This window comes from Halorhabdus salina (assembly GCF_013839425.1).
GTDB classification, from domain to species: Archaea; Halobacteriota; Halobacteria; order Halobacteriales; family Haloarculaceae; genus Halorhabdus; species Halorhabdus salina.
The window spans coordinates 20,265-40,342 of sequence record NZ_JACDNP010000008.1; the positions used below are offsets into that span (position 1 = coordinate 20,265).

Consider the following 20,078-nt stretch of genomic DNA (forward strand, 5'->3'; position numbering starts at 1 on the left):
GAGTATCGATCGATTTACGAGAGCGACGTGGGCTCTCGTCGTCGGAACGGTAAGTCACATCCTCGGGAGCCTAGTGACCCTCCCCTGCCGGGTCGGGCAATGGCTCGTGGCCTTGCCAGGCCGGATTGGAGCAGGACTGATCGGTCTGCCTGGGCGTATCTGGCGATGGCTCGTGGGTGCCCGACGGGTATTCGTCGGCACTGACCCGACACCTGGCGAGGCACTCGTCGGGCTCTCGAGTTTCGTCACTATCGTCGGCGTCGGCTACACCTTTCTCGGACCGAACGAGCTGGTCGTCTACCCGCTCGTGGGATTCATGCTGACGGTGACCGTCGGGTGGTGGACCCACCAGGCGAGAGTCGCGAAGATACTGACCGCGGTCGCGACCGTCGGGACGGTCCTGACCGTCGGATTCATCACGTACTTCCTCTTCCAGAGTGCCTGGCCGGCCGTCGAAGCACACGGCCTGGCGCTGGCAGCCCTGCCACAGGCACCGAACGGGGCGGTTCGGTGGTTCTTCTGGCTCGACGCCGTCCTGCCGGTGACCGGCGGCGAGACGGCCTGGGACCCGCGTTCGGGCGTCGTGTCGTTGTTGCCGGCCATCTGGGCGACGGTACTCGTGACGATCATCGCGGGGCTGGTCGCGGCCCCGCTGGGGCTGGCCGGTGCGCTGTTCATCGCCGAGATCGCCAGCGAGAGCGTCCGCGAGATCGTCAAACCCGCCGTCGAGATCCTGGCGGGGATCCCCTCGATCGTCTATGGATTCATCGGCTTCCAAGTGCTCAACGGCTTCGTGCAAGATGCCTTCCTGGATGCCGGGGCGAGTTTCTTCATCGCCGGGGCGGTCGTCGGCCTGATGGCGCTGCCGACGGTCGTCTCCGTCTCCGAGGACGCCCTTTCGAGTGTTCCCGACTCGATGAGTGACGGGGCCATCGCCATGGGGGCCACGGAGTGGCAGACGATGAAGAGCATCTCGATTCCCGCGGCCTTCTCGGGCATCTCGGCGGCGGTCATCCTCGGGCTCGGCCGGGCAATCGGGGAGACGATGGCCGTCGCGGCGATCATGAGCGCGGGCACCGGCTTCGCTCGACCCCTGTACGACGTCTTCGACCAAGGCGTCACGCTGACCAGTCGGATCGCCACCTCCTATGGCAGCGCGTCGGCTGGGACCATCGACGTCCTGTTCGTCGCTGGCGTCATGTTGTTCGTGATCGTCGCGGCCATCTCGGTGCTCGCCCAGTACATCGAACGACGGATGGAACGGAAACTCACGGGTGAACGATGAGCGAGGCCTACGTGCACGATCGAGAAACAGCACTGGTCAGCGACGAACTCGGCGCGTACGACCGGGCGCTTGACGGCGCTATCGCTGTCGCGGCCCTCAATTTCGTCCTGGGGCTGGCGACGCTGGTCGGGGCGCTCGGACCCGAAACGAGCGGTGTCGCCCTGACCGACGTCATGCTTGCGGTATCGGCCGCCGGGGTCGGCGGCGTTGGGCTCGTCGCCGCCTGTGCTGTCCTGAACGTCGTCGAAATTCCCTCACGGCGCATCCGTGGACTCGGTGTCGGACTGGTCGGCGGAGTGATCCTGTTGACCGTCTTCTCGACCGTTCCCGGCGTCGACATGCAGACGCTGATGGGCGTTGTTCTCCTGTTTGACGGCCTCGCGGTCGGCTTCGCGGGGATCGCCTCGCGGGCCGGGCTCGTCGACACGGAACCGAACGCGAGTGCAGGCGCGCTTGCAGGACTGCTGTTCGGTGCGATCGGGTTCGTCTTGGGGATCGCACTGAACGGGATCGTCTTCGGCGGAACGCTCCCGGTCGTCGTGGTTGGCACGGGACTGGCCGTGATGCTGGCGGCCGCGACCGTTCTCCCCCGCGAGGACCTCGGGTCGACACTACCGGTGGCCCTGGTCGTCTCCTTGCTGGGGCTGGTCGTCGCCAGCTCGGTGGTCGACCCCGGCTGGTCGTCTATCCCGGCGGAGCCGATGAACGGCGGGCTCACTGGCAGCGTGGTCGTCTCGCTGTTCGTCATGCTCGGGTCGCTGCTCGCGGGCTGGGCGGCCGCGAAGTCCCGCGCGCGCTACGGTGCTCGCGGTCGCCAGTACGGCTCGTTCCTCGTCATCTACCTGAACGCGGCCATGACGGTCGTCGTCATGGTCTCGATCGTGGCCTTCGTGACCGTCCGAGGCCTGGATTACACCGTCCACGGCTTCACGATCGGTGCGCTGTCCGGACTGGTCGTCCTCTCGCCGTTTCTGGTCGCAGCTCTCGCGTACGCCCGTCGACCGGCGGGGGCTGCCGACTGGCACGGCGGCGTCAGGGAGACTGTCCGCGTTCTCCCGCTGGCCGTCGTGGGCGCCGTCGCGGCCCTCCTCGTCTCACTGGTCGTCCGGGGCGAGCCGTTCGTCCACCAGTTCACCTACACGATCATGGAGAATCGGCAAGAGCGGACGCTGGAGACGGCCCTCACTGTCACCCCGGAGTTGACTGTCGGGACACTAGTCGTCGCCACCCCCAGTGTGGTCCTGTTCGCGTACTTCTTCCGGAAGTACGGGAGCCTCGCCGGTGTCGGCCGGACCTTCGATCGGCAACCGACTGTCCAGCGGGCCCTCGGGGGAAGCGTCGCCGCCACGGTCGTGCTCGCAGTCGTCCTCCTGCTGGGCGGATCGCAGCCATTCGGCCTAGGGCTCGGAGGAACGCTCGGGTTCGGGGCCGTCGTCATCACGAGCGCCGCCGCCTGCGTCCTGTCCCTGGTCGCCGTCAGTGGTCTCCTGGCCGGCAACGGAAGTCGGGCCAGGCGCGCGCGACACAACGCACAGTTCGTGAAAGTCGGGCTGTTCGGCGCATTGGGCTTGCTCGCAGGCGCAGTCGTCCTGCAACCGACGACCGGGACGACGCCCTCGATCGCGGGCCTCGACCTGCTACCGGCTTCGGCGATCCTCGCCACGGTGGCCGGACTCAGCGTCGCCGCGCTGGCGACAATGGCCCGGCGGGCGACGGGGACGAGTGACGCCGAGCAGCGCTTGACCCGGCGATTACTGGCCGAGGAGATTCGGCTCGGTCTGGCTGGGGCGACCGGCTTCGTCGTGCTGCTCGCGGGTCACGTCGCGACGACGGATGCACCGTTCTCGGTGGCAGGACTGACCCTCAGCGACGGCGGGACGCTCTCCTGGCCGATGGTGCTGTTCTCGTCGATCCCGCTGGGGGCCGAGCCGGGCGGGATCCTGCCTGCCGTCGTCGGGACGGTCTGGATCGTCGTGGGGGCGTCGCTGTTCGCGATCCCGCTTGGCGTCGGCGCGGCGGTGTTCCTGACGGAGTACGCCGAGCGGGGGCGGTTCACCGCCCTCGTCGAGATTACGACCAACGCTCTCTGGAGCACGCCCAGCGTCGTCTTTGGCCTGTTCGGGGCCGCGTTCTTGCTCCCGCGGCTCGGTGACACGCCCAGCCTCATGGCGGCCATGATCACCCTCGGGTTCATGCTCTTGCCGCTGGTGTTGATCACCGCTCGCGAGGCGATCAAGTCGGTCCCCAACGAGTACCGGGACGCCAGCGCGGCGCTGGGCGTCAACAAGTGGGAGACCGTTCGCAGCGTCGTGCTCCCGGCGGCGGTGCCTGGCGTCATCACCGGCGTCATCCTTGGGGTCGGCCGGATCGCGGGCGAGACTGCGCCACTGATCCTCGTGCTTGGCGTCGGCGACGCCGGCCAACCGGTCGATGTCCTCGGTGGCTTCCGGTTGATGGCTAGTCCACCGTTCGTCTACAATGAGGCCCTGCTCGAAGCGTCGAAGGCCCTTCCCAAACAGGTATGGGCGGTCATCGCAGCCGGCGTCAGCGGGTCTCCCTCGAAAGGCTGGTCGACCGCACTGTTGCTGTTGACCGTCGTGCTGTCCTTTTACCTGATCGGGATACTCACGCGACGGCACTTCAGGAGGAAACTCGACTATGAGTAACGCTATCAGCGAAATCGAAACGGCAGGTACCGACGAAACGGGCGGTCTGACTACGAGTGGCGAACGTGCAGAGGAAATCCAGTCCGAGTGGACGGACTACCGGTTGTCGGCAGATCCGAAGCTCTCCGTCGAGAACCTGAACGTCTACTACGGCGACGAACGGGCGATCAGGGATGTCTCAATGGACATCCCCGAGAACAGTGTTACGGCACTGATTGGACCGTCGGGCTGTGGGAAGTCAACCTTCCTGCGATCGCTTAACCGCATGAATGACCGTATCTCGTCGGCCCGCGTCGAGGGGTCCGTGAAACTCGACGGGACCGAGGTCTACGGTCCAAACACGAATCTCGTCGAACTCCGAAAACGCGTCGGGATGGTGTTCCAGGCGCCCAACCCCTTTCCCAAACCGATTCGGGATAACGTCGCCTACGGTCCCCGGAAACACGGCGAGCTCAATCGTGGATTGGTGGCCCGCCTGCTCGGTCGCGACGACAGCGAGGCCGAGCGGGAACTCGTCGAGCGCTCGCTCAAACAGGCGGCCCTCTTCGAGGAGGTCAAGGACCGCCTGGACGACAACGCCCTCGGGCTCTCTGGGGGCCAACAACAGCGCCTCTGTATCGCGCGGTGTCTCGCAGTCGACCCCGAGGTGATCCTGATGGACGAACCGGCGAGCGCCTTGGACCCCATCGCCACCGCCAAGATCGAGGATCTCATCGAGGAACTCGCCGAGGAGTATACCGTCGTCGTCGTCACCCACAACATGCAACAGGCCGCTCGCATCTCCGACCAGACGGCCGTCTTCCTCACCGGCGGGGAACTCGTCGAGTACGACGACACCGAGACGATCTTCGAGAACCCGGCGAGTCAACGCGTCGAGGACTACGTGACCGGAAAATTCGGGTAATTCAATGGCACGAGAGGCCTACCGTGAGGCACTTGCCGATCTCAGGGCGGCCGTCGTCGAGATGGGCGAGATCGTACTCGCCCGACTTGAGACGGCACTGCGTGGGCTCACGGCAGGTGACGAAGAGTTGGCCCGTGAGGTGATCGACGGCGACGACGAGATCAACCGCCGGTACCTCGCGATCGAAACGGACTGCATCGACCTCTTCGCCCTCGAACAGCCGGTCGCGAGCGATCTCCGGTTCGTCGCCGCGTCGTTCAAGATCACGACCGATCTCGAACGCGTTGGCGATCTGGCGACTAACCTCGGTCGCTACACGCTGTCGAGTCGCCGCCAACACCTCCCCGACCTCGATATCGACGCGATCGGGGAGCGCGCCCGCGATCTCCTCGCCGACGCACTCGCGGCGTACGACTCTGAGGACGCCCCAGCGTGTCGGGTCATCGCTCACCGTGACGACGACGTCGACGCGCTGTGTCAGCAGGCCAGCGAGCGCCTGGTGCGGGAGCTACTCGAACGCGACCCGAAAATCGACGCCTGGACGCTCGAAGCGCTCATAGACGAGATTGCGAGCGTCTTGCTGATGATCCGTGATCTCGAACGCATCGGCGATCACGCCGTCAACGTCGCCGCCCGAACGCTATACGTCCTGGAAGGCGATCCGGAGTTGATCTACTGATCCCCGGAATCCGAGTGGGCGACCTCGCTATCCTCGAACTCGTCGAGATACCGCGTGTCGATCGGATCTTCGACGTCTCCCATCACCGATTCCAGCAGGTCGGTCACCGTGACCATGCCCACAACATCGCCGTCTTCGATGACGAGGGCAAGTTCCTGATTTTCGGCCTGAAACTGGTCGATCGCGTCGCTAACGTCGACGTCCGGCGAGAGCGTCATCGGCGGGGCGGCCAGATCCGGAAAGTCTACCTCACCCGCAGCGAGCTCCTCGCGATGGCGCGTCAGGACCGGGACGTAGACTATTCCCTCGAAGTCGGTCAACTCCTCGCCGACGAGGGGATATCGCGTGTGTGGATGCTCCCCTAGCCGTTGGAAATTTTCTGCCGGATCGACTGCCGTCGAGAGCGCGACGATGTCTTCGGCATCGACCATAACCTCACGGACGGGTTGTTCGCCGATTGCCAGGGCGTTCATCACTTCTTCGCGGCGTTCCTCGGAGAGGCCACCTTCTTCGAGGGCCGAACCCACGCGATTGCGGAGGTCGGCCCGGGACTCGATGACGTCCTGCTCGGCTTCCAGCCACGCGCCGGTCATCTCGACGCCGAACAGCTTCAGCGTAAGTTTCGCGATGCCGTCACCCAGCGCGATGATCGGCGAGATGAGATAGTGGAACCAGTACAGCGGTTGGGCACCGTATTTCGAGACCCAGCGGGATCGCTCGACGCCGAGGTATGTCGGCGTCTGTTCGCCGTGGGTCAGGTGGACGAGGTTGATGATCAGGAAGGCGATGATCCCGCCAGCACCGATCGATGCGAGGGCCGTATTGTGGAAGATCGGCTCGAAGATCTCCGCCAGCGCGGGTTCGGCGACGATCCCGACAGCGATACTGGAAGCGGTAATGCCGACCTGACAGGTCGTCAGGTACAGTTCGAGGTCTTGGGTCATCTCCCAGGCGCGCCGGAGTCCTCGGTTGGAGCCGTCGCCGACGAACTCCGCTTCGCTGTACTGGCGAGCACGGGTCAGTGCAAACTCGATCGCAACGAAAAATCCGTTGGTCAGGATGAGAACGAGACCTGCCAGTAATCGGACGGAGAGTTCGAGGGAATCCATCAGCCGACAGTTATATCACCGGGAAGTTATATCTGGTGTTCGGGAGGATTGGTTTGCCCCCACACGAGGGCTGTGCTGATTCTCGGTCGTGTCGAACTGTCCCGTTGTCTTCTATTTCTCGAAAACCAGATCGGCCGGACAGCGGCGACGGACTGTGGCCCAAATGATATCGATATAGTCACAGTTTGGCCCGCTCACGCAGGTTTGGTCGGACTCAATCGAGACGGTCCAGATCGATCGTAATGACGACAGTTCACTGGCTCCCCGTGATCGACGTCCCTCACAGATTCTGTCCCGATGTGATGGGCCGTACTTCCGTCTCTTCCAGGCAGCAATCGGCAGGTGGGTTGGAATTTGGCGATGGCGAAAAGCCCCTCTCGAAAGACTGTCGTCGACGGGCCGACGAGCGCATTTGCCAGCAACGATCACGTTTAACAGCGCGCCTGCCGTACTCGTATTACATGGGTCAAGAAAAGCGATCCGGCGCTGGCTGGACGTTTGTCGCGTCTAGCGAATCCGCGGCGGCATTGCTCGATGCGGCACTGGATCTAGCACCGGACGAACCAATGACGCGATCTGAATTGGCCAACGAGGCCGACGTTACGTTGAAGCAACTGTATTTGGACGAGACGATCGCCGATCTTGCCGCTGCCGGCGTCTTCGAATCGGTCGACCCAAAGCAGGACGGCGAGGCAACTTACGTCCTCAACGCGGACAGCGAAGTGTTGGCGGCTGCTGAACAGTTTGACCGAGCGCTTGGCGACCGCCTGGACGATTGAGCCGATTGCTGGACGGTCCCAGCGCGTGGTCGCTGGCTTGATACCCAACGGCTCGGTTTCGCTGGCTTAACGTCTTTGTGTGACGAGCGCGTACCCCTCCAGCGTAATGACTGCACTCGATTCCGAACGGGACGCGATCGAACGCGGCGAGGTCGCACCGGAGTTCGAACTGCCCGGGACCGATGGCGAGACACACGCACTGGCGGACTTGTCCGATCACGAGGCTGTCCTGGTCGTGTTCACTTGCAATCATTGTCCGTACGCGATAGCGAAGTTCGACCCGCTGAACGAACTCGCCGCCCAATTCGACGATTTGGCGGTCGTCGGCATCAATTCCAACGACGCCGAGGAGTATCCCGACGACTCCTTCGAGAAGATGGTCGAACTCGTCGAGGACGGGACGATCGCTTTCGATTCGTATCTCCGTGACGAGTCCCAGGACGTGGCCCGCGACTACGGCGCGGTCTGTACCCCCGACCCCTTCTTGCTCGAAAACGACGGCGGCGAGTTCCGCCTGGCTTATCACGGCCGCATCGACGACGCGATGAGTCCCGACGACGAACCCGAAACCTTCGAGATGCGCAACATCGTCGAAGACCTGCTGGCCGGCGAGGAAATCACCGCGGAGTTTCGCCCCTCGCGTGGCTGTAACATCAAGTGGAAAGACGGCAGCGTCCGGCAGGAGTAGAAATCGTATCTTGTCTCAGACTGTTTCGACGAAATAGTCGGTGAGTGGAGCGTGCGGCTGTCTTTCGACGCGCCAGTACACGAGATCCATCGCCAGGGCGTGGCCCAGTCCGAGGATAGCGGTCCCGAGGACTGTCGACAGAACGAGTCCCAGGAACGGGTCAGACGGAACGGTGCTGAGTCGTGCGGCGAAGTGACCGAGTACTCCCAGCAGGCCGACTGCGGGTGCTGTCCAGCGTGTTAAGCCGTGATGGCCGATCTGCTCGTTGCTCCATCGAATCGCTGCCAGCGGACCTCGACCGTCTCGAACGATGGTTACTGGCGCCACGAACAACCGCCCGAGGACCACGAGTACCGCTACCAGGGCGATCCATCCGACGATTCCTGTCCCAGCGATTTCCCACGAGAACAGATCGGTGAGCGCTGTCAGGACTACCCCGTACAGACAAAGGTATCCGAACCGAGTGAGCGGGAATCTTCGGGCAGTCTGCGTTTGTGCTAGCCACCACCAGACGAGTCCGGCCGCGACCGTGATCGAGAGTACAGCACCGCTCCAGAGTCCGAGCGTCCCCAGCAGAACCAACGGGCCCAAACCGCCTATCGCGGCAGGATCGAGCGTGGCGGGACCGACCAACTGTGGCATCCCAGGGACTTTGACGAGCGAAAGCGGCGACAGGCGCGTCAGGTCGGCAAGCGGGATCGAGAGCTGTCGGTACCCGGTCACTGATGCGACCGCGACCGTCCCGGCGATCCCAAATACTCCGGGATAGATCATGAACCCGAGTACCCTGCCCAGCCACGTCCGACGCCGCGTATCTTTCGTCATGGTGCCTCCAGTGCGACGAGATGCTTCCCGTACGGAAAGAGGAGTTTGTCATTCCCGACAACGGGGCGACCGGGATCAGCGTTGGCGGATGCCGAGAGTCGGTCGTACGTCCACAATCGATCACCACTCGACGGTTCCAGCGCGACTGCCCGGCCGTCGGCACGGTGCAGGTACAGCGCGTCGTCCGTCCCGGTGATTCGAGTGGTCGTGGGGAGTCGGCGCTGCCATTCGATGGCTTGGTCGTCCCGGTTCACTGCCAGACAGACGTCGCTGTCCGTCCCTTTGGTGTTCACCACCGTGTAGAGTCGCTCTGGACCAACGACGATGTCTCCGATCCCGGCGGTCGATCCAGCCAGTTGGTCGTCGAGTGCTGACGGTGCGTCGATGAGCGGTCGCCATTCTCCGGTTTCGCTGTCCAATGCGACGATCGAGGCAGTCGAATTCCCGGACTGTGACTCCCGAAGGTAGGCGATACCGTCCCGGACGGCAACGAGGGTGGTTTCTGCCCCGGTTTCTACAGTCCTGCTGATTCCTGTGTCGTCGAGTACTGATAGTTTCCCACCCGTCTCGGAACTGGTGGCGGCGAACACACGTCCGTCCTCGACACGGAGGCGGTCGACGGGGTGTGACACTGTCGTCTCCCACTCGGCACGCCTGTCGTCTGCGTCGATCGCAACGACGCTGAACGGACCTGTTTCACCCGGAACGACCGTCACTACAACGCCGTCTTCAATCCGTCCTGCGGCGGCGGTCGCATCGAAACCCCGACGCGAACCCGCCGTCCAACGTTTCGTCGTCCCGCACCAACCGTCGGCGTCGACCGACGGTGGTGGCCTGAGTCCTTCGAGGATGTCCCCTGCACTGCCCCGGTGGTCACGCATTCCGCGGCGGCGAGTGGCTACCAGCGTGCCGTCTCGATAGGCGTTCGTCCGTGCGAATTCGATCAAGGCGTAGGTGTGATGACACTCCGTGTCGCGTCTTTTCCCTTCACCGGTCGTCGTGGCGTCATCCCGGACACGCCCGTCCGCCATATCGACGATCGTGCCGTCGATGCAGTAGGCCCGATCGTCGACGATCAATAGCGGCGTCCGAATTTCCCACGTCCCTGGATCAGTCAGTGTTGCGTCGGACTGCATATCAGTTGCCCAGACGGATGCGTCCCACGCGAGTTGGGGCTCCTCGACCGGCGGGGAGCCGGCGGACTTGAAGTACGTGGCTCCGGAATCGTAGCCAGCCTGGGGCCAATCCGTGGGGTTCGGGTTCGGCAGGGTTCCACTGCCCAGACAGCCTGCCATGACTGGGACTGACGCGCCGATCGAACCGAGAACGCGCCGTCTGGTAACTCCCGCTTCTGGGAACCAATCCATGGGGGCGTATTGACAAAGATATCTTAAATATTCAACGAGTCTTTCGGAAACAGGTGGGCTCTTTCGGGTCGGCTGATTGCCGACCGTCATAGCTTCGTTGTCGACGCCATCGAAAGCGGCCACGTCGCTCGTCGGTTGTCTCACTCCCGGAACGCAGCCGGGACCAGATCGTAGGTCGCACACATCATCGCTGTATACGCGGCCCCGAGGACCGTCGTTCCAAACACAGTGGCGAGGATTAGCCTCGTCGACTCGTTGGTCACGACGATCCAGGGCATCCCGGAAAACCAGTACTGCAAGAGCGCGAAACCGAGAATTGCGATCGTCACGAGTACGTTTCGACAGACCGTCCAACTCCACCGGATCGCGGCCGGCAACCCTCGCCCGTCCCGGACGATCGTCACCGGCACAACGAACAGGCGCGTGACGAGATATGCCACGACGAGTGTCACTGCAATCGGCGCTAGCCAGCCGGAGACCGGGGCGTTTGCGACCAATCCCGGAACCGAAGCGACGGCCGCTACGGCGACGTAGACACCGAGCCATAGTAAGCGACGGCCAGGCGGGAGCCACCCGTCTGTCTCGGGTGCACTTCGCCAGATTGCCGTGGCGAGTGCGAGCGTGATCGCCACAATTGCCAGCATGGCGCTCACAACGTAGACGGTAATCAGCGCGGGATTGAGCCCGAAAAACGTCCCCAGGAGGGGATGTGCGACGAGTGGACCGTTCGGCACGAGCGATAGCATCGGATAGATCGGTCCCTGCCTCGGGAACGCGAAGGTAATCAGCGGCATCTCGACACCAATCAACAGGCCCAACACCAGACCTTGGACGACTCCCAGGAACGCGAACGCGAGCACGAACGTTCGATTCTCGCGAAGGTATTGGCCGGTATATTCGAGCAGCCAGTGCAGTTTGAATGATCTGTCGGTCATGGTTCCCCTAGGGCAACTATCCCTTTCCGCTGGACGAACAGATACAACCGCCCGTCGCCGATTACTGGTTGGCTGATGGCCCCACCACCGTCTATGTTGATCTGCCATCGGATGGCCCCATCTTCCATCGAGACGGCGAAAACATCTCCACCCTCGGTAGCGACGTAGCCAGTCCGGTCTCCGATGGATACGGAAACGTCCGAACTGGAGAGATAGATCGAACCAAACGCAACGGTTTGCTCCCAACGCTGTTTGCCACTGTGCCGATCGAACGCCTGGACCTGTATCAGGTCAGACGTATTGTCGTCGGCACCTTCGGCCAATCCGACCGCTACCAGTGCAAGGTCTAGTCCGACGGCACTCCCCAGACGGACCCAATCCGCTGTAGAAACCTGTGCCTCCCACAGTTGTTCGAGTTGTTCCACGTCATATGCGCTGATCGTCGAGGCTGTTGCATTCTGCCTCGTTTCGACGTAGACAGTGCTGTCTCTTCCCATCACCTGTTGGACTCCGCTGACGGATCGCTTCTGCTGGGTGTGGCCGCCGTCTGGATCGAGGACGTGAATCGTCGATTCGTCATCTTTCTCGACAGCTACATCGTCCCGCTCGACAGCGAGTACGATTCGGCCGTCAATCGCGGCTATCGATGGTGATTCTCGTCTTTCGAACCGTCGACGCCACGTTCGCCGCCCATCGTCGACATCGACAGCGACGACTTCAACGGGATCATGACCGTGACAATAATACCAGGTTCCGTCGACGACTGTCTGGGTGAGGGCTGGCGAATATATTCTCGTAGACGGTGTCGGGGCTGTACTCGCCCACCGACGTGGGACGGGGCTGCCGTCCGGATTGATTCCGAACGTATCCCAGCCGTACGGACTCCAGCCGCCTCCAAGGACGATGCCGTTGTCGTAGATTCGTGTCTCCGCTACCGCGAACAACCGACCGACGTTCGGGACGCGAAATTGAGTCTTGCCGGTGTCACAATCGATGCCGTGTAGCGAGAATTGCTCTGAAAACGATTCTCCGTCTCCGTCTGCGACGAGTGCGTACAGCGTCCCATCAGCGAGCAATAGTGTTCTTCCGGATCTCATTGGAACTGATCGGGACCACGCTATTTCGGCTGTCTCGACCGGACCGGCTGTCGGCGAGTAACTCGTTTGTCCCGGGTCGGATCGGGGTAGTGGCCAGTCAGCGGGACTGAACTCGGAACGGTTGGCAAGTCCCAGACAGCCCGAGGTTGCACCGAGGAGTGCTCCGACGCTGCCGAGAAGAGCTCTGCGGGACAGGCGGACCATAGTATCTGTCCAGAAACTATCCCAAAGAATGTTCCGGATCGTTGTCCTGTCGCTGTCAGATGCCCGCCGAACAGGTGCCGTTTTCAGATCGATCTGAACCCGCAGTAGTGCATTCAGGGCTTCTACTGAGAAGGCAATACCACTGCTCGACACAACCGTTGTCAGTCGGCCCCGTGACCGTGGAGGCATGACTCGCCGGGTCGCAGACGCACTCGTCTTCCTTGCGCTGGTGAGTGCGAGTGGTGCCCTCGCCGTCGGACACGTCGGCGTCCCCTGGCTGGGGGCAGACGGCGAGGCGGTGTTCGTGGAAGCGCTGACGATCGTCGCGATCCTGGCAGGGGCGATCGGGGCCTATAGACTCGTACTCCGCTACGTCACTACGCACGCGGTGGACAAGCGCCGCCGTCACGACGCCCGGAACGTCCTCCGATTGGGTTTCGGAATCGTCGCCACCGTCGCTACGCTGGGCGCGCTGACCGACCAGTGGCTCGGGATGCTGGTCTCGCTTGGCGTCGTCGGCTTCGCCGTCACCTTCGCGCTCCAGCAGCCCCTGTTCTCGTTGATCGGCTGGTTTTACATCCTGCTCAACCGATCCTACCAGGTCGGCGACCGGATCGCCATCGAGGACACCCGCGGCGGGGGAGACGCGCCCGCAACGCCATGTATGAGGCGATTCTCGAACGGTTCAACGACAATCCGGATCGCGTGGCGTTCCCGGTCAGTCGAAGTCGGTGAGTCCTCGTCTTGACACCCACACGACCGACGCTGTTTTGTCTTGTTCGCCCCTCCTGCCGGTATGCCCACGGTACCGGAGTGGATCGAAGACTACGCGACTGTCGTCGGCCCGGAACCAGACGACGTTATCGAGGAGATGGACGAGTACGCCGACCGCGAGGGATTCCCGACGGTCGGCCCCGCGGTCGGCGGCTGGCTCGAACTCCTCGCCCGGATGGTCGGCGCCGAGCGCGTCTTCGAGTTCGGCTCGGGCTATGGCTATTCGGCCTACTGGTTCGCTCGCGCGCTCCCGGCCGACGGCGAGATCGTCCTCACCGAGGTCGATCGGGACGAACTCGATCTCGCTCGAGAGTACCTTGATCGCGGCGACTTCGAGGCGACGATCCAGTACGAACACGGCGATGCCCTCGACATCGTCGACACGTACGACGGCCTCTTCGACGTCGCCCTGATCGACAACGAGAAGACCCGCTATCGTGAGGCCTTCGAAGCGATCCGGGAGAACATCTCACCCGGTGGGATCGTCGTCGCAGACAATGCGATCGCCGGCGGCTCGATCGACGCTGACGCCGTCACGGACCTGTTGACCGGCGACAGCGAGAGCGCCGACGAGATGTCAGAAGGGATCGCGACCTTCATCGAGGCACTACACGAAGAGTCGGACTTCGAGGCGTCACTCTTGCCTGTCGGTGAAGGTGTCGCAGTCGGGCATCGCACCGAGTGACTGCCACCGCTGTCATTCTCGCCGCTGAGAACTGCAAGTCCATGACTTATTAGGGCGGGCTTGGAACAGACGCATAACGTCCACCTATGAGTTTGATGATCGACATCCGGAAACTCGCACTGTTCAACAAGATGGCAAAGGAGGGTGGCAATACAGTCGCCGACCACCTCAGCCAGATGACGGATATGGAGACGGAGATGGAGATTACCAAGATCAACTTCATCGACATCCCCGACATCAAGACCCACGTCGGCGACGACAAACAGATCGGCATCAGCATCCAACTCGAGGAACCGCCCCACGGGCACATTCTCTTTCTGTTGAACGCAGAGAGCGCAAAGGATCTCGCTCGCGGGATGATCGGTGATATGGGCGGAGCTGACCCGGACCAGGACGGATTTACCGAGATGGAGCGGTCGGCGATCCAAGAGATCGGTAACATCATGACCTCTGGGTTCATCGACGGCTGGGCGAACGTCCTGGACACCACGATCGACATGTCCACGCCGACGTTCACTTATGGACCGGGCAGCGGGATGATCGACGAACTCGTGGGCGATCGAGACTCGGAGATGGCGTTGATGTTCGACTCACGCGTCCAGGCGCTAGATTCGAATGTCGACGTCAAGGTGTACACGTTCCCGCAACTCGACGAACTCGTCGAGTTGATGCAGGCGATCGAAGCGTGAGAATCAGTCGAGTCAGGCGGTAAGTGGTCGCTTCGTGGCACCGATCTTCTCGCTGTCGAGGCCATGGCGGCGAAGTTGCTTCGGGCTGACGTCTTCCAGACAGGGAAGTACCATATCGACCCCCAGTTCTGTCGCCACGTCTACGATCTCGCTGGTTGGGTCGCCCCGCCGGAAGTGCCCTTCGACCTGTATCCCCCGGCTATCGCCGTCTTCGACGAGCGACTGCAGGTATTGCTTGCCTTCGTCTTCGAACTGATCGATGACCATTTCGACGCTGCTCAACGCCGGCTCGCTGTACCGTTGCGTGTCCACGACGTACAGTGCGTGGACTGTCGCGTCCATTCGTTCGGCCAGTTCGAGCGCTCGATTTGTCACGGATTCGGCCCGTTCGCTCCCGTCAGTCGGCACCAGTATCTCTGTAGCCATTCCCCTTCACATCGTGAGATATGCAGTCCGTGATCAAATACTTTGCGATTATTAATAATGAAGGTTTTCACAACGGATACCCACGTCGACTATACGCCGGCCACAATCTACGTGCTCGACTTCCTGAACTCAGGACGTCCGACTACGCGGCGGGCAGTCTGATCGTGACAGTTGTCCCGTCGTCGGTATCGAATGTGAGCGTCCCCCGGTAGGCATCGACAATCGTGTACAGCACCCACAGTCCGACGCCCGTTCCGTGTTCGAGTTGCGTGATTTCTGTATCCTCTTCGAGGGGAGTCAGTTCGTGGTCGGGGATGCCGGGGCCATTGTCCGCGACGGCGATTTCGACGTGACCGTCGCTCTGGGAGCCAGTGATATGCACGTTTGTTCCACCGTGAACGACCGCGTTCTCGACGGCTTCGTGTATCGCGACGGCGAGTTTGTCATCGGCCTGGACGAGACAGTCCTCGGAGATATCGACGTCAATCGCAGCTTCCGGGTACTCCTCTCGTAGCTCCTTGTGGACGGACGTGACTGTCTCTTCGAGGTCGACGGCACGCTCGTCCGATGGATCGTGATCGATGGCTGCCTGGAACTGGCCGAGTTTGTCGTTCATCGTTGCCAGTCCTTCGGCCGTTTCAGCGACGACTGTTGCCATTTTCGCCTGTCGCTCGTCCTCGAGTTCGACAGCCAGACTCTCAGCGTTGCCCAGCAGGATCTGGGCGTCGTTCCGGAGATTGTGTCTGACGATCCGGTTCAGGACTGCCAGCTTCTGGCGTTCTCGGGCCAGTTCCCCGACTCTGATCCGGCGGACGTCGTTGACACCGATCAAGACGTGGGCAACGGCACTGACGCCCAGGACGTCGGCGATGACGGCCGCTGGGAGTGTGACCGACGGACTGGCGAGGACGAGTCCGAGCACGAGGGCCAGGACCACGACGCCTAGGGCGTTCCAGCCCGCCACCCGGATGACGTGGGATGTCTCTAATTCCTCGAAGGCGAATAGGCCAGCACCGGTCGCGACCAACAGCAAGCCGACCACGATTCCTAGCCCAGCCAATCCGAGGTCATAGATGGTCGGAAGCCCGGCCGCGGCGGCTGTCAGTGCAATGAGAAAGACACCCATCCCGGTCGCACTCACTGACGCGCCCGCCAGGACTCGTTTGATATCCATACTGATACGTGGGAGAGCCGAAAGTTAACGCTGGCGTCGGCCAATGACAGTGTCTCTCTGTCGGTCAACACTGCCAGTCCCGGTCGGACGAACAGTCCTATCGACATGTGATACTAGCTCTGATTCCACCCGGATACCGATCCGAGAGATCACTCAGTGAGTACTCGATCTGTGCGCCTCAACTGTCGAGTTGGCTACTATACAGTGGCTTTCTCCCCGACTCGAAGATCCACCGACAGCCCGCAATAAATTCTCACGTGGGTATTATCATAATCATTCGACAATTGACACAAGCCAAACCCTTTTGGTCGGTCCGTTCGTCTTCTTCGTACGGCACCATCGGGGCCGATGATATTCAATGACAGCACACGAACTCATCTGGCGAATCGCAGGCGGTTCCGGTGACGGAATCGACTCAACGAGCCAGAACTTCGCGAAAGCCTTGATGCGGGCAGGGCTGAACGTTTTCACCCATCGACACTATCCATCCCGTATTCGTGGCGGCCACACGTACGTCGAAGTACGAGCGAAAGACGAGGAAGTTACGTCCCGAGGCGACGGGTACAACTTCCTGCTATCGCTCGGTGATAGTTTCGCTCGCAACCCCTCTGAGGATGCCTATTATGGCAACGAGGAACTGAAGCCACTCGCGGAGAACCTGGACGAACTCCGTGAGGGCGGCATCATCGTCTACGACACAGGGTTGTTTGACGAGGAAGACGTCGCCGAACTCAACTTAGAGGAGCGTGCCGAGGAGAACGACTGGCACGTCTATCCGGTTAACCTCCGGGAAATCGCACGGGAACACGGTCGGGACGTCATGCGCAATACCGCTGGCGTCGGCGTCACGGCCGCCCTGTTGGACATGGACGTTTCGTTCTTCGAGGAACTGATCCGTCAGAACATGTCCGGGGACATTCAGGAAGACAACCTGAACGTCCTCGAAGATGCTTTCGAGCGTGCCGAGGAGTTCGAGCACACTCACGACCTGACTGTGCCGACCGGCGAGAACGAACAGGAACTGGGGCTGATGAACGGCTCGAACGCCATCGCGTATGGCGCCCTGGACGCCGGGTGTCGGTTCATCGCCGGCTATCCGATGACCCCGTGGACGGAAGTGTTCACGATCATGTCCCAGCACATGTCCGAGTTCGGCGGCATCGCCGAACAGGTCGAAGACGAAATCGCCGCCGCGGCGCTGGCGCTGGGCGCGAGCCACACTGGTGTCAAGGCGATGTCTGGCTCTTCGGGCGGCGGGTTCGCACTGATGTCCGAACCGCTCGGCCTTGCCGAGATGACTGAGACGCCGATCGTCCTGATTGAAGCGATGCGGGCCGGCCCGTCGACAGGCATGCCGACCAAGCCCGAACAGGGCGACCTCGAGCACGTCTTGTATACGAGCCAGGGTGACTCCAACCGCGTTGTCTTTGCCCCTGCGGGTATCAAGGAGGCCTACGAGCAGACGCGCCTGGCCTTCGAACTCGCCTACGATTATCAGCTCCCGGCGATCGTCGTGTACGACCAGAAAATCGAGGGCGAACTCCGGTCGATCCCCATCGATTTCTTCGATCGGGAACCCGACCCGGACGTCGGGCAGGTCCTCTCTGAGGAAGAGATCACGGAGGCAGCCCACCACGAATCGGGCACCTTCAAGCGCTTCGACGCCGAGGCCGAGGGCGGCGTGAGCCCGCGGACGGTCCCCGGCCAGAAAGGAGGCCGCCACCTCACGTCGGGCAACGAGACCAACGCCTACGGCCACATCGACGAGGATCCGGACAACCGGGTCGCACAGATGGCCCGCCGGATGGGCAAACTCGACAGCATTCGCGAGGACCTCGACGAGAAAGAGTCCTCGAACCAGGCCTATCGCGGTCCCGAGGACGCCCAGTACGGGATCATCACCTGGGGTAGTCAGCAGGGCACGGTCTTCGAGGCCGTCGACCGACTCAACGAGAACGGCCAGGCGGTCAAGGCTCTCGGCGTCAGCGACCTGATGCCCTACCCCGAGGCCGAAGTCACGGCGTTCTTAGAGAGCGTCGAGGAGGCCGTCGTCGTCGAGATGAACGCCAGCGGCCAGTTCAAGGGGCTTACCCAGAAGGAACTGGGTCGCTTTGGCGACAAACTGTCGAGCCTCTTGAAGTACAACGGCAACCCCTTCGAACCCGCCGAGATCGTCGACGGGTTCGAGGCGATCGTCGGGGACGACGACGCCGTTCCAGGGGATTCGACTACGTTCGTCCCAGCGGCAGGTGACTAATCATGAGTGCATTCAGTGCCATCGACGAGGATCGCGAGATCGACCCCGAAGAGTATACGCCCGGAATCGAACCGCAGGCGACCTGGTGTCCGGGCTGTGGTGACTTTAGCGTCCTCAAGGCGCTCAAGCAAGCGATGCCCGAAGTTGGCCGGACACCCGAAGAAGTGCTGACGGTGACCGGGATTGGCTGTTCGAGCAAACTCAACTCCTACTTCGAGTCCTACGGGTTCCACTCGATTCACGGCCGGTCGCTGCCGATCGCCCGGGCGGCCAAGCTCGCCAACCCCGACCTCGAAGTGATCGCCGCCGGCGGTGACGGCGACGGGTATGGCATCGGTGGCAACCACTTCATCCACACGGCCCGGGAGAACCACGATATGACGTATATCGTGTTCAACAACGAGATCTTCGGGCTGACGAAGGGCCAGACGTCACCGACCAGTCCCAAGGGCCACAAGTCAAAGACCCAGCCTCACGGCTCGGCGAAGGACCCGATCCGCCCGCTGAGTCTGGGCCTGACTGCGGGAGCGTCGTACGTTGCGCGAACGGCTGCAACCAACCCGAACCAGGCAGCCGAGATCCTGGCGGAAGCGATCGAACACGACGGGTTCGCCCACGTCGACTTCCTGACCCAGTGTCCGACCTGGAACAAGGACGCCAAATCCTACGTTCCCTACACGGACGTCCAGGAATCCGACGAGTTCGACTTCGACGTCACGGACCGCAAAGAGGCCGCGGAGATGATGTACGAGGTCGAGTCCAAACTCTACGAAGGCGAAGTGCTGACCGGTCGGTTCTACGTCGACGAGGACCGGCCGTCCTACACTGAGGAGAAGCAGGCCACCGGTGAGATGCCCGAGGAACCGCTGGCAGAGAAGTACTTCGACGAGGATAGCGAGTGGAAGCGGAGCTACGACCTGCTTGAACACCACACGTAATCGGATCGACCGGTCTCGTGTCGTGAGGCGTTCCGCCGGCTGCAAAAGCCGGCTATCCCTTTCACGTTCGGAAGATATTTTTCCACGTATAACAAAAGAAGGTTCATGAGCGCTGAAGCGACGGCCGAGCGTATCCTGGGCGTCTTGGAGGATGACGCCCAGGCGTCCTACGCCGAGATCGCAGACCGGGTTGGTGTCTCGAAGCCGACAGTCCGGAAGTACATACAACAACTCGAAGATGACGGCGTTATCGTCGGGTATTCGGCGGATGTCGATCCCAAGAAACTCCCGAGTGAATCCATTGCCATCGTCGGCGTGGATGTCGAGAGTGAGGCTTACGTCGAAGTATCCCGGGCGCTACAGGATGTTGGGGCGATCGAGGCGTTGTACACTTCGAGTGGCGACCACACGCTGATGGCTGAAGTCCGTGCGACCGACGGTGACGCGCTCGGGGACGTCATCAACGACCAGATCGAAGCCTTAGACGGTGTCGCAGCCGTCCATCCCTCGTTTTTGCAGGAACGTCTGAAGTAATCGATCGGCGCGTGCCGGAGCCAGGAGAGAGGGTTTTAGGTGCTGTAGGTCCCACGGTCGGGA

Annotated in this window: 19 protein-coding genes; 12 read left to right on the forward strand and 7 right to left on the reverse strand. The window is 62.1% G+C overall.

All coding sequences use genetic code 11. The features are described 5' to 3' along the window. Positions 1-172: 172 nt before the first annotated feature. Genes pstC through phoU form a run of 4 tightly spaced genes read left to right on the forward strand, consistent with a single transcriptional unit; the run spans position 173 to position 5,534 of the window. Complete coding sequence (pstC, locus tag HZR20_RS10790) at positions 173-1,285, forward strand: phosphate ABC transporter permease subunit PstC (protein ID WP_309484926.1); 1,113 nt, start codon at positions 173-175, stop codon at positions 1,283-1,285. Beyond that, complete coding sequence (gene pstA / locus HZR20_RS10795) at positions 1,282-3,951, forward strand: phosphate ABC transporter permease PstA (protein WP_181686674.1); 2,670 nt, start codon at positions 1,282-1,284, stop codon at positions 3,949-3,951. Before pstC ends, pstA begins: the two co-directional genes overlap by 4 nt. Next, positions 3,944-4,855, forward strand: a complete 912-nt coding sequence (pstB, locus tag HZR20_RS10800; protein WP_181686676.1) for a phosphate ABC transporter ATP-binding protein PstB — start codon at positions 3,944-3,946, stop codon at positions 4,853-4,855. Before pstA ends, pstB begins: the two co-directional genes overlap by 8 nt. A 4-nt stretch (positions 4,856-4,859) precedes the next feature. After that, positions 4,860-5,534 carry a phosphate signaling complex protein PhoU gene (phoU, locus tag HZR20_RS10805; protein WP_181686678.1) on the forward strand — a complete coding sequence of 225 codons (675 nt, stop codon included), beginning with the start codon at positions 4,860-4,862 and terminating at the stop codon, positions 5,532-5,534. On the opposite strand, the gene HZR20_RS10810 is transcribed toward phoU, so the two are convergent. Then, complete coding sequence (locus HZR20_RS10810) at positions 5,528-6,643, reverse strand: CNNM domain-containing protein (protein WP_181686680.1); 1,116 nt, start codon at positions 6,641-6,643, stop codon at positions 5,528-5,530. The two genes, phoU and HZR20_RS10810, sit on opposite strands and share 7 nt — an antisense overlap. Positions 6,644-7,104: 461 nt before the next feature. Between HZR20_RS10810 and HZR20_RS10815 the strand changes: the two genes are divergently transcribed. Together HZR20_RS10815 and HZR20_RS10820 are read left to right on the forward strand one after the other, a co-directional pair. Then, positions 7,105-7,422, forward strand: a complete 318-nt coding sequence (locus HZR20_RS10815; RefSeq protein WP_181686682.1) for a hypothetical protein — start codon at positions 7,105-7,107, stop codon at positions 7,420-7,422. Between the two features lie 106 nt (positions 7,423-7,528). After that, positions 7,529-8,110, forward strand: coding sequence for a thioredoxin family protein (locus HZR20_RS10820; RefSeq protein WP_181686684.1), 582 nt, complete (start codon positions 7,529-7,531; stop codon positions 8,108-8,110). A 15-nt stretch (positions 8,111-8,125) separates the two neighbouring features. Here HZR20_RS10820 and HZR20_RS10825 read toward each other — a convergent pair whose 3' ends face one another. The 4 genes from HZR20_RS10825 to HZR20_RS10840 all read right to left on the reverse strand — a co-directional run bounded on the left by HZR20_RS10825 (position 8,126) and on the right by HZR20_RS10840 (position 12,334). Next, positions 8,126-8,935, reverse strand: a complete 810-nt coding sequence (locus tag HZR20_RS10825) for a hypothetical protein (RefSeq protein WP_181686686.1) — start codon at positions 8,933-8,935, stop codon at positions 8,126-8,128. Beyond that, positions 8,932-10,302 (reverse strand): outer membrane protein assembly factor BamB family protein, encoded by a 1,371-nt coding sequence (locus HZR20_RS10830; protein ID WP_181686688.1) that lies wholly within the window; start codon positions 10,300-10,302, stop codon positions 8,932-8,934. Before HZR20_RS10830 ends, HZR20_RS10825 begins: the two co-directional genes overlap by 4 nt. Before the next feature lie 140 nt (positions 10,303-10,442). After that, positions 10,443-11,237, reverse strand: a complete 795-nt coding sequence (locus HZR20_RS10835) for a hypothetical protein (protein ID WP_181686689.1) — start codon at positions 11,235-11,237, stop codon at positions 10,443-10,445. Continuing rightward, complete coding sequence (locus tag HZR20_RS10840; RefSeq protein WP_181686691.1) at positions 11,234-12,334, reverse strand: outer membrane protein assembly factor BamB family protein; 1,101 nt, start codon at positions 12,332-12,334, stop codon at positions 11,234-11,236. Before HZR20_RS10840 ends, HZR20_RS10835 begins: the two co-directional genes overlap by 4 nt. 391 nt (positions 12,335-12,725) lie before the next feature. On the opposite strand from HZR20_RS10840, the gene HZR20_RS10845 reads away from it, so the two are divergent. The 3 genes from HZR20_RS10845 (at position 12,726) to HZR20_RS10855 (ending at position 14,686) form a co-directional block, all read left to right on the forward strand. Next, on the forward strand, positions 12,726-13,286 hold the full coding sequence (locus HZR20_RS10845) for a mechanosensitive ion channel family protein (RefSeq protein ID WP_258560429.1): 561 nt from the start codon (positions 12,726-12,728) through the stop codon (positions 13,284-13,286). Between the two features lie 48 nt (positions 13,287-13,334). Continuing rightward, a complete protein-coding gene (locus HZR20_RS10850; RefSeq protein WP_181686692.1) occupies positions 13,335-13,997 on the forward strand; it encodes an O-methyltransferase in 663 nt (220 codons plus the stop codon). A gap of 86 nt (positions 13,998-14,083) precedes the next feature. Next, positions 14,084-14,686: a chemotaxis protein CheC gene (locus tag HZR20_RS10855; RefSeq protein ID WP_181686694.1), complete on the forward strand. Its 603-nt coding sequence runs from the start codon at positions 14,084-14,086 to the stop codon at positions 14,684-14,686. Positions 14,687-14,698: 12 nt separating this feature from the next. Here the strand turns inward: HZR20_RS10855 and HZR20_RS10860 are convergent, their stop codons facing one another. Further along, positions 14,699-15,112, reverse strand: coding sequence for a universal stress protein (locus HZR20_RS10860; protein ID WP_181686696.1), 414 nt, complete (start codon positions 15,110-15,112; stop codon positions 14,699-14,701). Between the two features lie 142 nt (positions 15,113-15,254). After that, on the reverse strand, positions 15,255-16,286 hold the full coding sequence (locus HZR20_RS10865) for a sensor histidine kinase (protein ID WP_181686698.1): 1,032 nt from the start codon (positions 16,284-16,286) through the stop codon (positions 15,255-15,257). 358 nt (positions 16,287-16,644) lie between these two features. On the opposite strand from HZR20_RS10865, the gene HZR20_RS10870 reads away from it, so the two are divergent. The 3 genes from HZR20_RS10870 to lrpA1 all read left to right on the forward strand — a co-directional run bounded on the left by HZR20_RS10870 (position 16,645) and on the right by lrpA1 (position 20,015). Beyond that, complete coding sequence (locus HZR20_RS10870; protein ID WP_181686700.1) at positions 16,645-18,543, forward strand: 2-oxoacid:acceptor oxidoreductase subunit alpha; 1,899 nt, start codon at positions 16,645-16,647, stop codon at positions 18,541-18,543. 2 nt (positions 18,544-18,545) lie between these two features. Beyond that, on the forward strand, positions 18,546-19,481 hold the full coding sequence (locus HZR20_RS10875; protein WP_181686702.1) for a thiamine pyrophosphate-dependent enzyme: 936 nt from the start codon (positions 18,546-18,548) through the stop codon (positions 19,479-19,481). A gap of 105 nt (positions 19,482-19,586) precedes the next feature. Next, on the forward strand, positions 19,587-20,015 hold the full coding sequence (gene lrpA1 / locus HZR20_RS10880) for an HTH-type transcriptional regulator LrpA1 (RefSeq protein WP_181686703.1): 429 nt from the start codon (positions 19,587-19,589) through the stop codon (positions 20,013-20,015). Positions 20,016-20,078 lie beyond the last annotated feature (63 nt).

What these genes read in the sequence shown, in the direction of transcription:
- pstA (WP_181686674.1), top strand. Translation starts at nt 1,282, where the DNA reads ATGAGCGAGGCCTACGTGCACGATCGAGAAACAGCACTGGTCAGCGAC.
- pstB (WP_181686676.1), top strand. Translation starts at nt 3,944, where the DNA reads ATGAGTAACGCTATCAGCGAAATCGAAACGGCAGGTACCGACGAAACG.
- phoU (WP_181686678.1), top strand. Translation starts at nt 4,860, where the DNA reads ATGGCACGAGAGGCCTACCGTGAGGCACTTGCCGATCTCAGGGCGGCC.
- HZR20_RS10810 (WP_181686680.1), bottom strand. Translation starts at nt 6,643, where the DNA reads ATGGATTCCCTCGAACTCTCCGTCCGATTACTGGCAGGTCTCGTTCTC.
- HZR20_RS10815 (WP_181686682.1), top strand. Translation starts at nt 7,105, where the DNA reads ATGGGTCAAGAAAAGCGATCCGGCGCTGGCTGGACGTTTGTCGCGTCT.
- HZR20_RS10820 (WP_181686684.1), top strand. Translation starts at nt 7,529, where the DNA reads ATGACTGCACTCGATTCCGAACGGGACGCGATCGAACGCGGCGAGGTC.
- HZR20_RS10825 (WP_181686686.1), bottom strand. Translation starts at nt 8,935, where the DNA reads ATGACGAAAGATACGCGGCGTCGGACGTGGCTGGGCAGGGTACTCGGG.
- HZR20_RS10830 (WP_181686688.1), bottom strand. Translation starts at nt 10,302, where the DNA reads ATGGATTGGTTCCCAGAAGCGGGAGTTACCAGACGGCGCGTTCTCGGT.
- HZR20_RS10835 (WP_181686689.1), bottom strand. Translation starts at nt 11,237, where the DNA reads ATGACCGACAGATCATTCAAACTGCACTGGCTGCTCGAATATACCGGC.
- HZR20_RS10840 (WP_181686691.1), bottom strand. Translation starts at nt 12,334, where the DNA reads ATGAGATCCGGAAGAACACTATTGCTCGCTGATGGGACGCTGTACGCA.
- HZR20_RS10845 (WP_258560429.1), top strand. Translation starts at nt 12,726, where the DNA reads ATGACTCGCCGGGTCGCAGACGCACTCGTCTTCCTTGCGCTGGTGAGT.
- HZR20_RS10850 (WP_181686692.1), top strand. Translation starts at nt 13,335, where the DNA reads ATGCCCACGGTACCGGAGTGGATCGAAGACTACGCGACTGTCGTCGGC.
- HZR20_RS10855 (WP_181686694.1), top strand. Translation starts at nt 14,084, where the DNA reads ATGAGTTTGATGATCGACATCCGGAAACTCGCACTGTTCAACAAGATG.
- HZR20_RS10860 (WP_181686696.1), bottom strand. Translation starts at nt 15,112, where the DNA reads ATGGCTACAGAGATACTGGTGCCGACTGACGGGAGCGAACGGGCCGAA.
- HZR20_RS10865 (WP_181686698.1), bottom strand. Translation starts at nt 16,286, where the DNA reads ATGGATATCAAACGAGTCCTGGCGGGCGCGTCAGTGAGTGCGACCGGG.
- HZR20_RS10870 (WP_181686700.1), top strand. Translation starts at nt 16,645, where the DNA reads ATGACAGCACACGAACTCATCTGGCGAATCGCAGGCGGTTCCGGTGAC.
- HZR20_RS10875 (WP_181686702.1), top strand. Translation starts at nt 18,546, where the DNA reads ATGAGTGCATTCAGTGCCATCGACGAGGATCGCGAGATCGACCCCGAA.
- lrpA1 (WP_181686703.1), top strand. Translation starts at nt 19,587, where the DNA reads ATGAGCGCTGAAGCGACGGCCGAGCGTATCCTGGGCGTCTTGGAGGAT.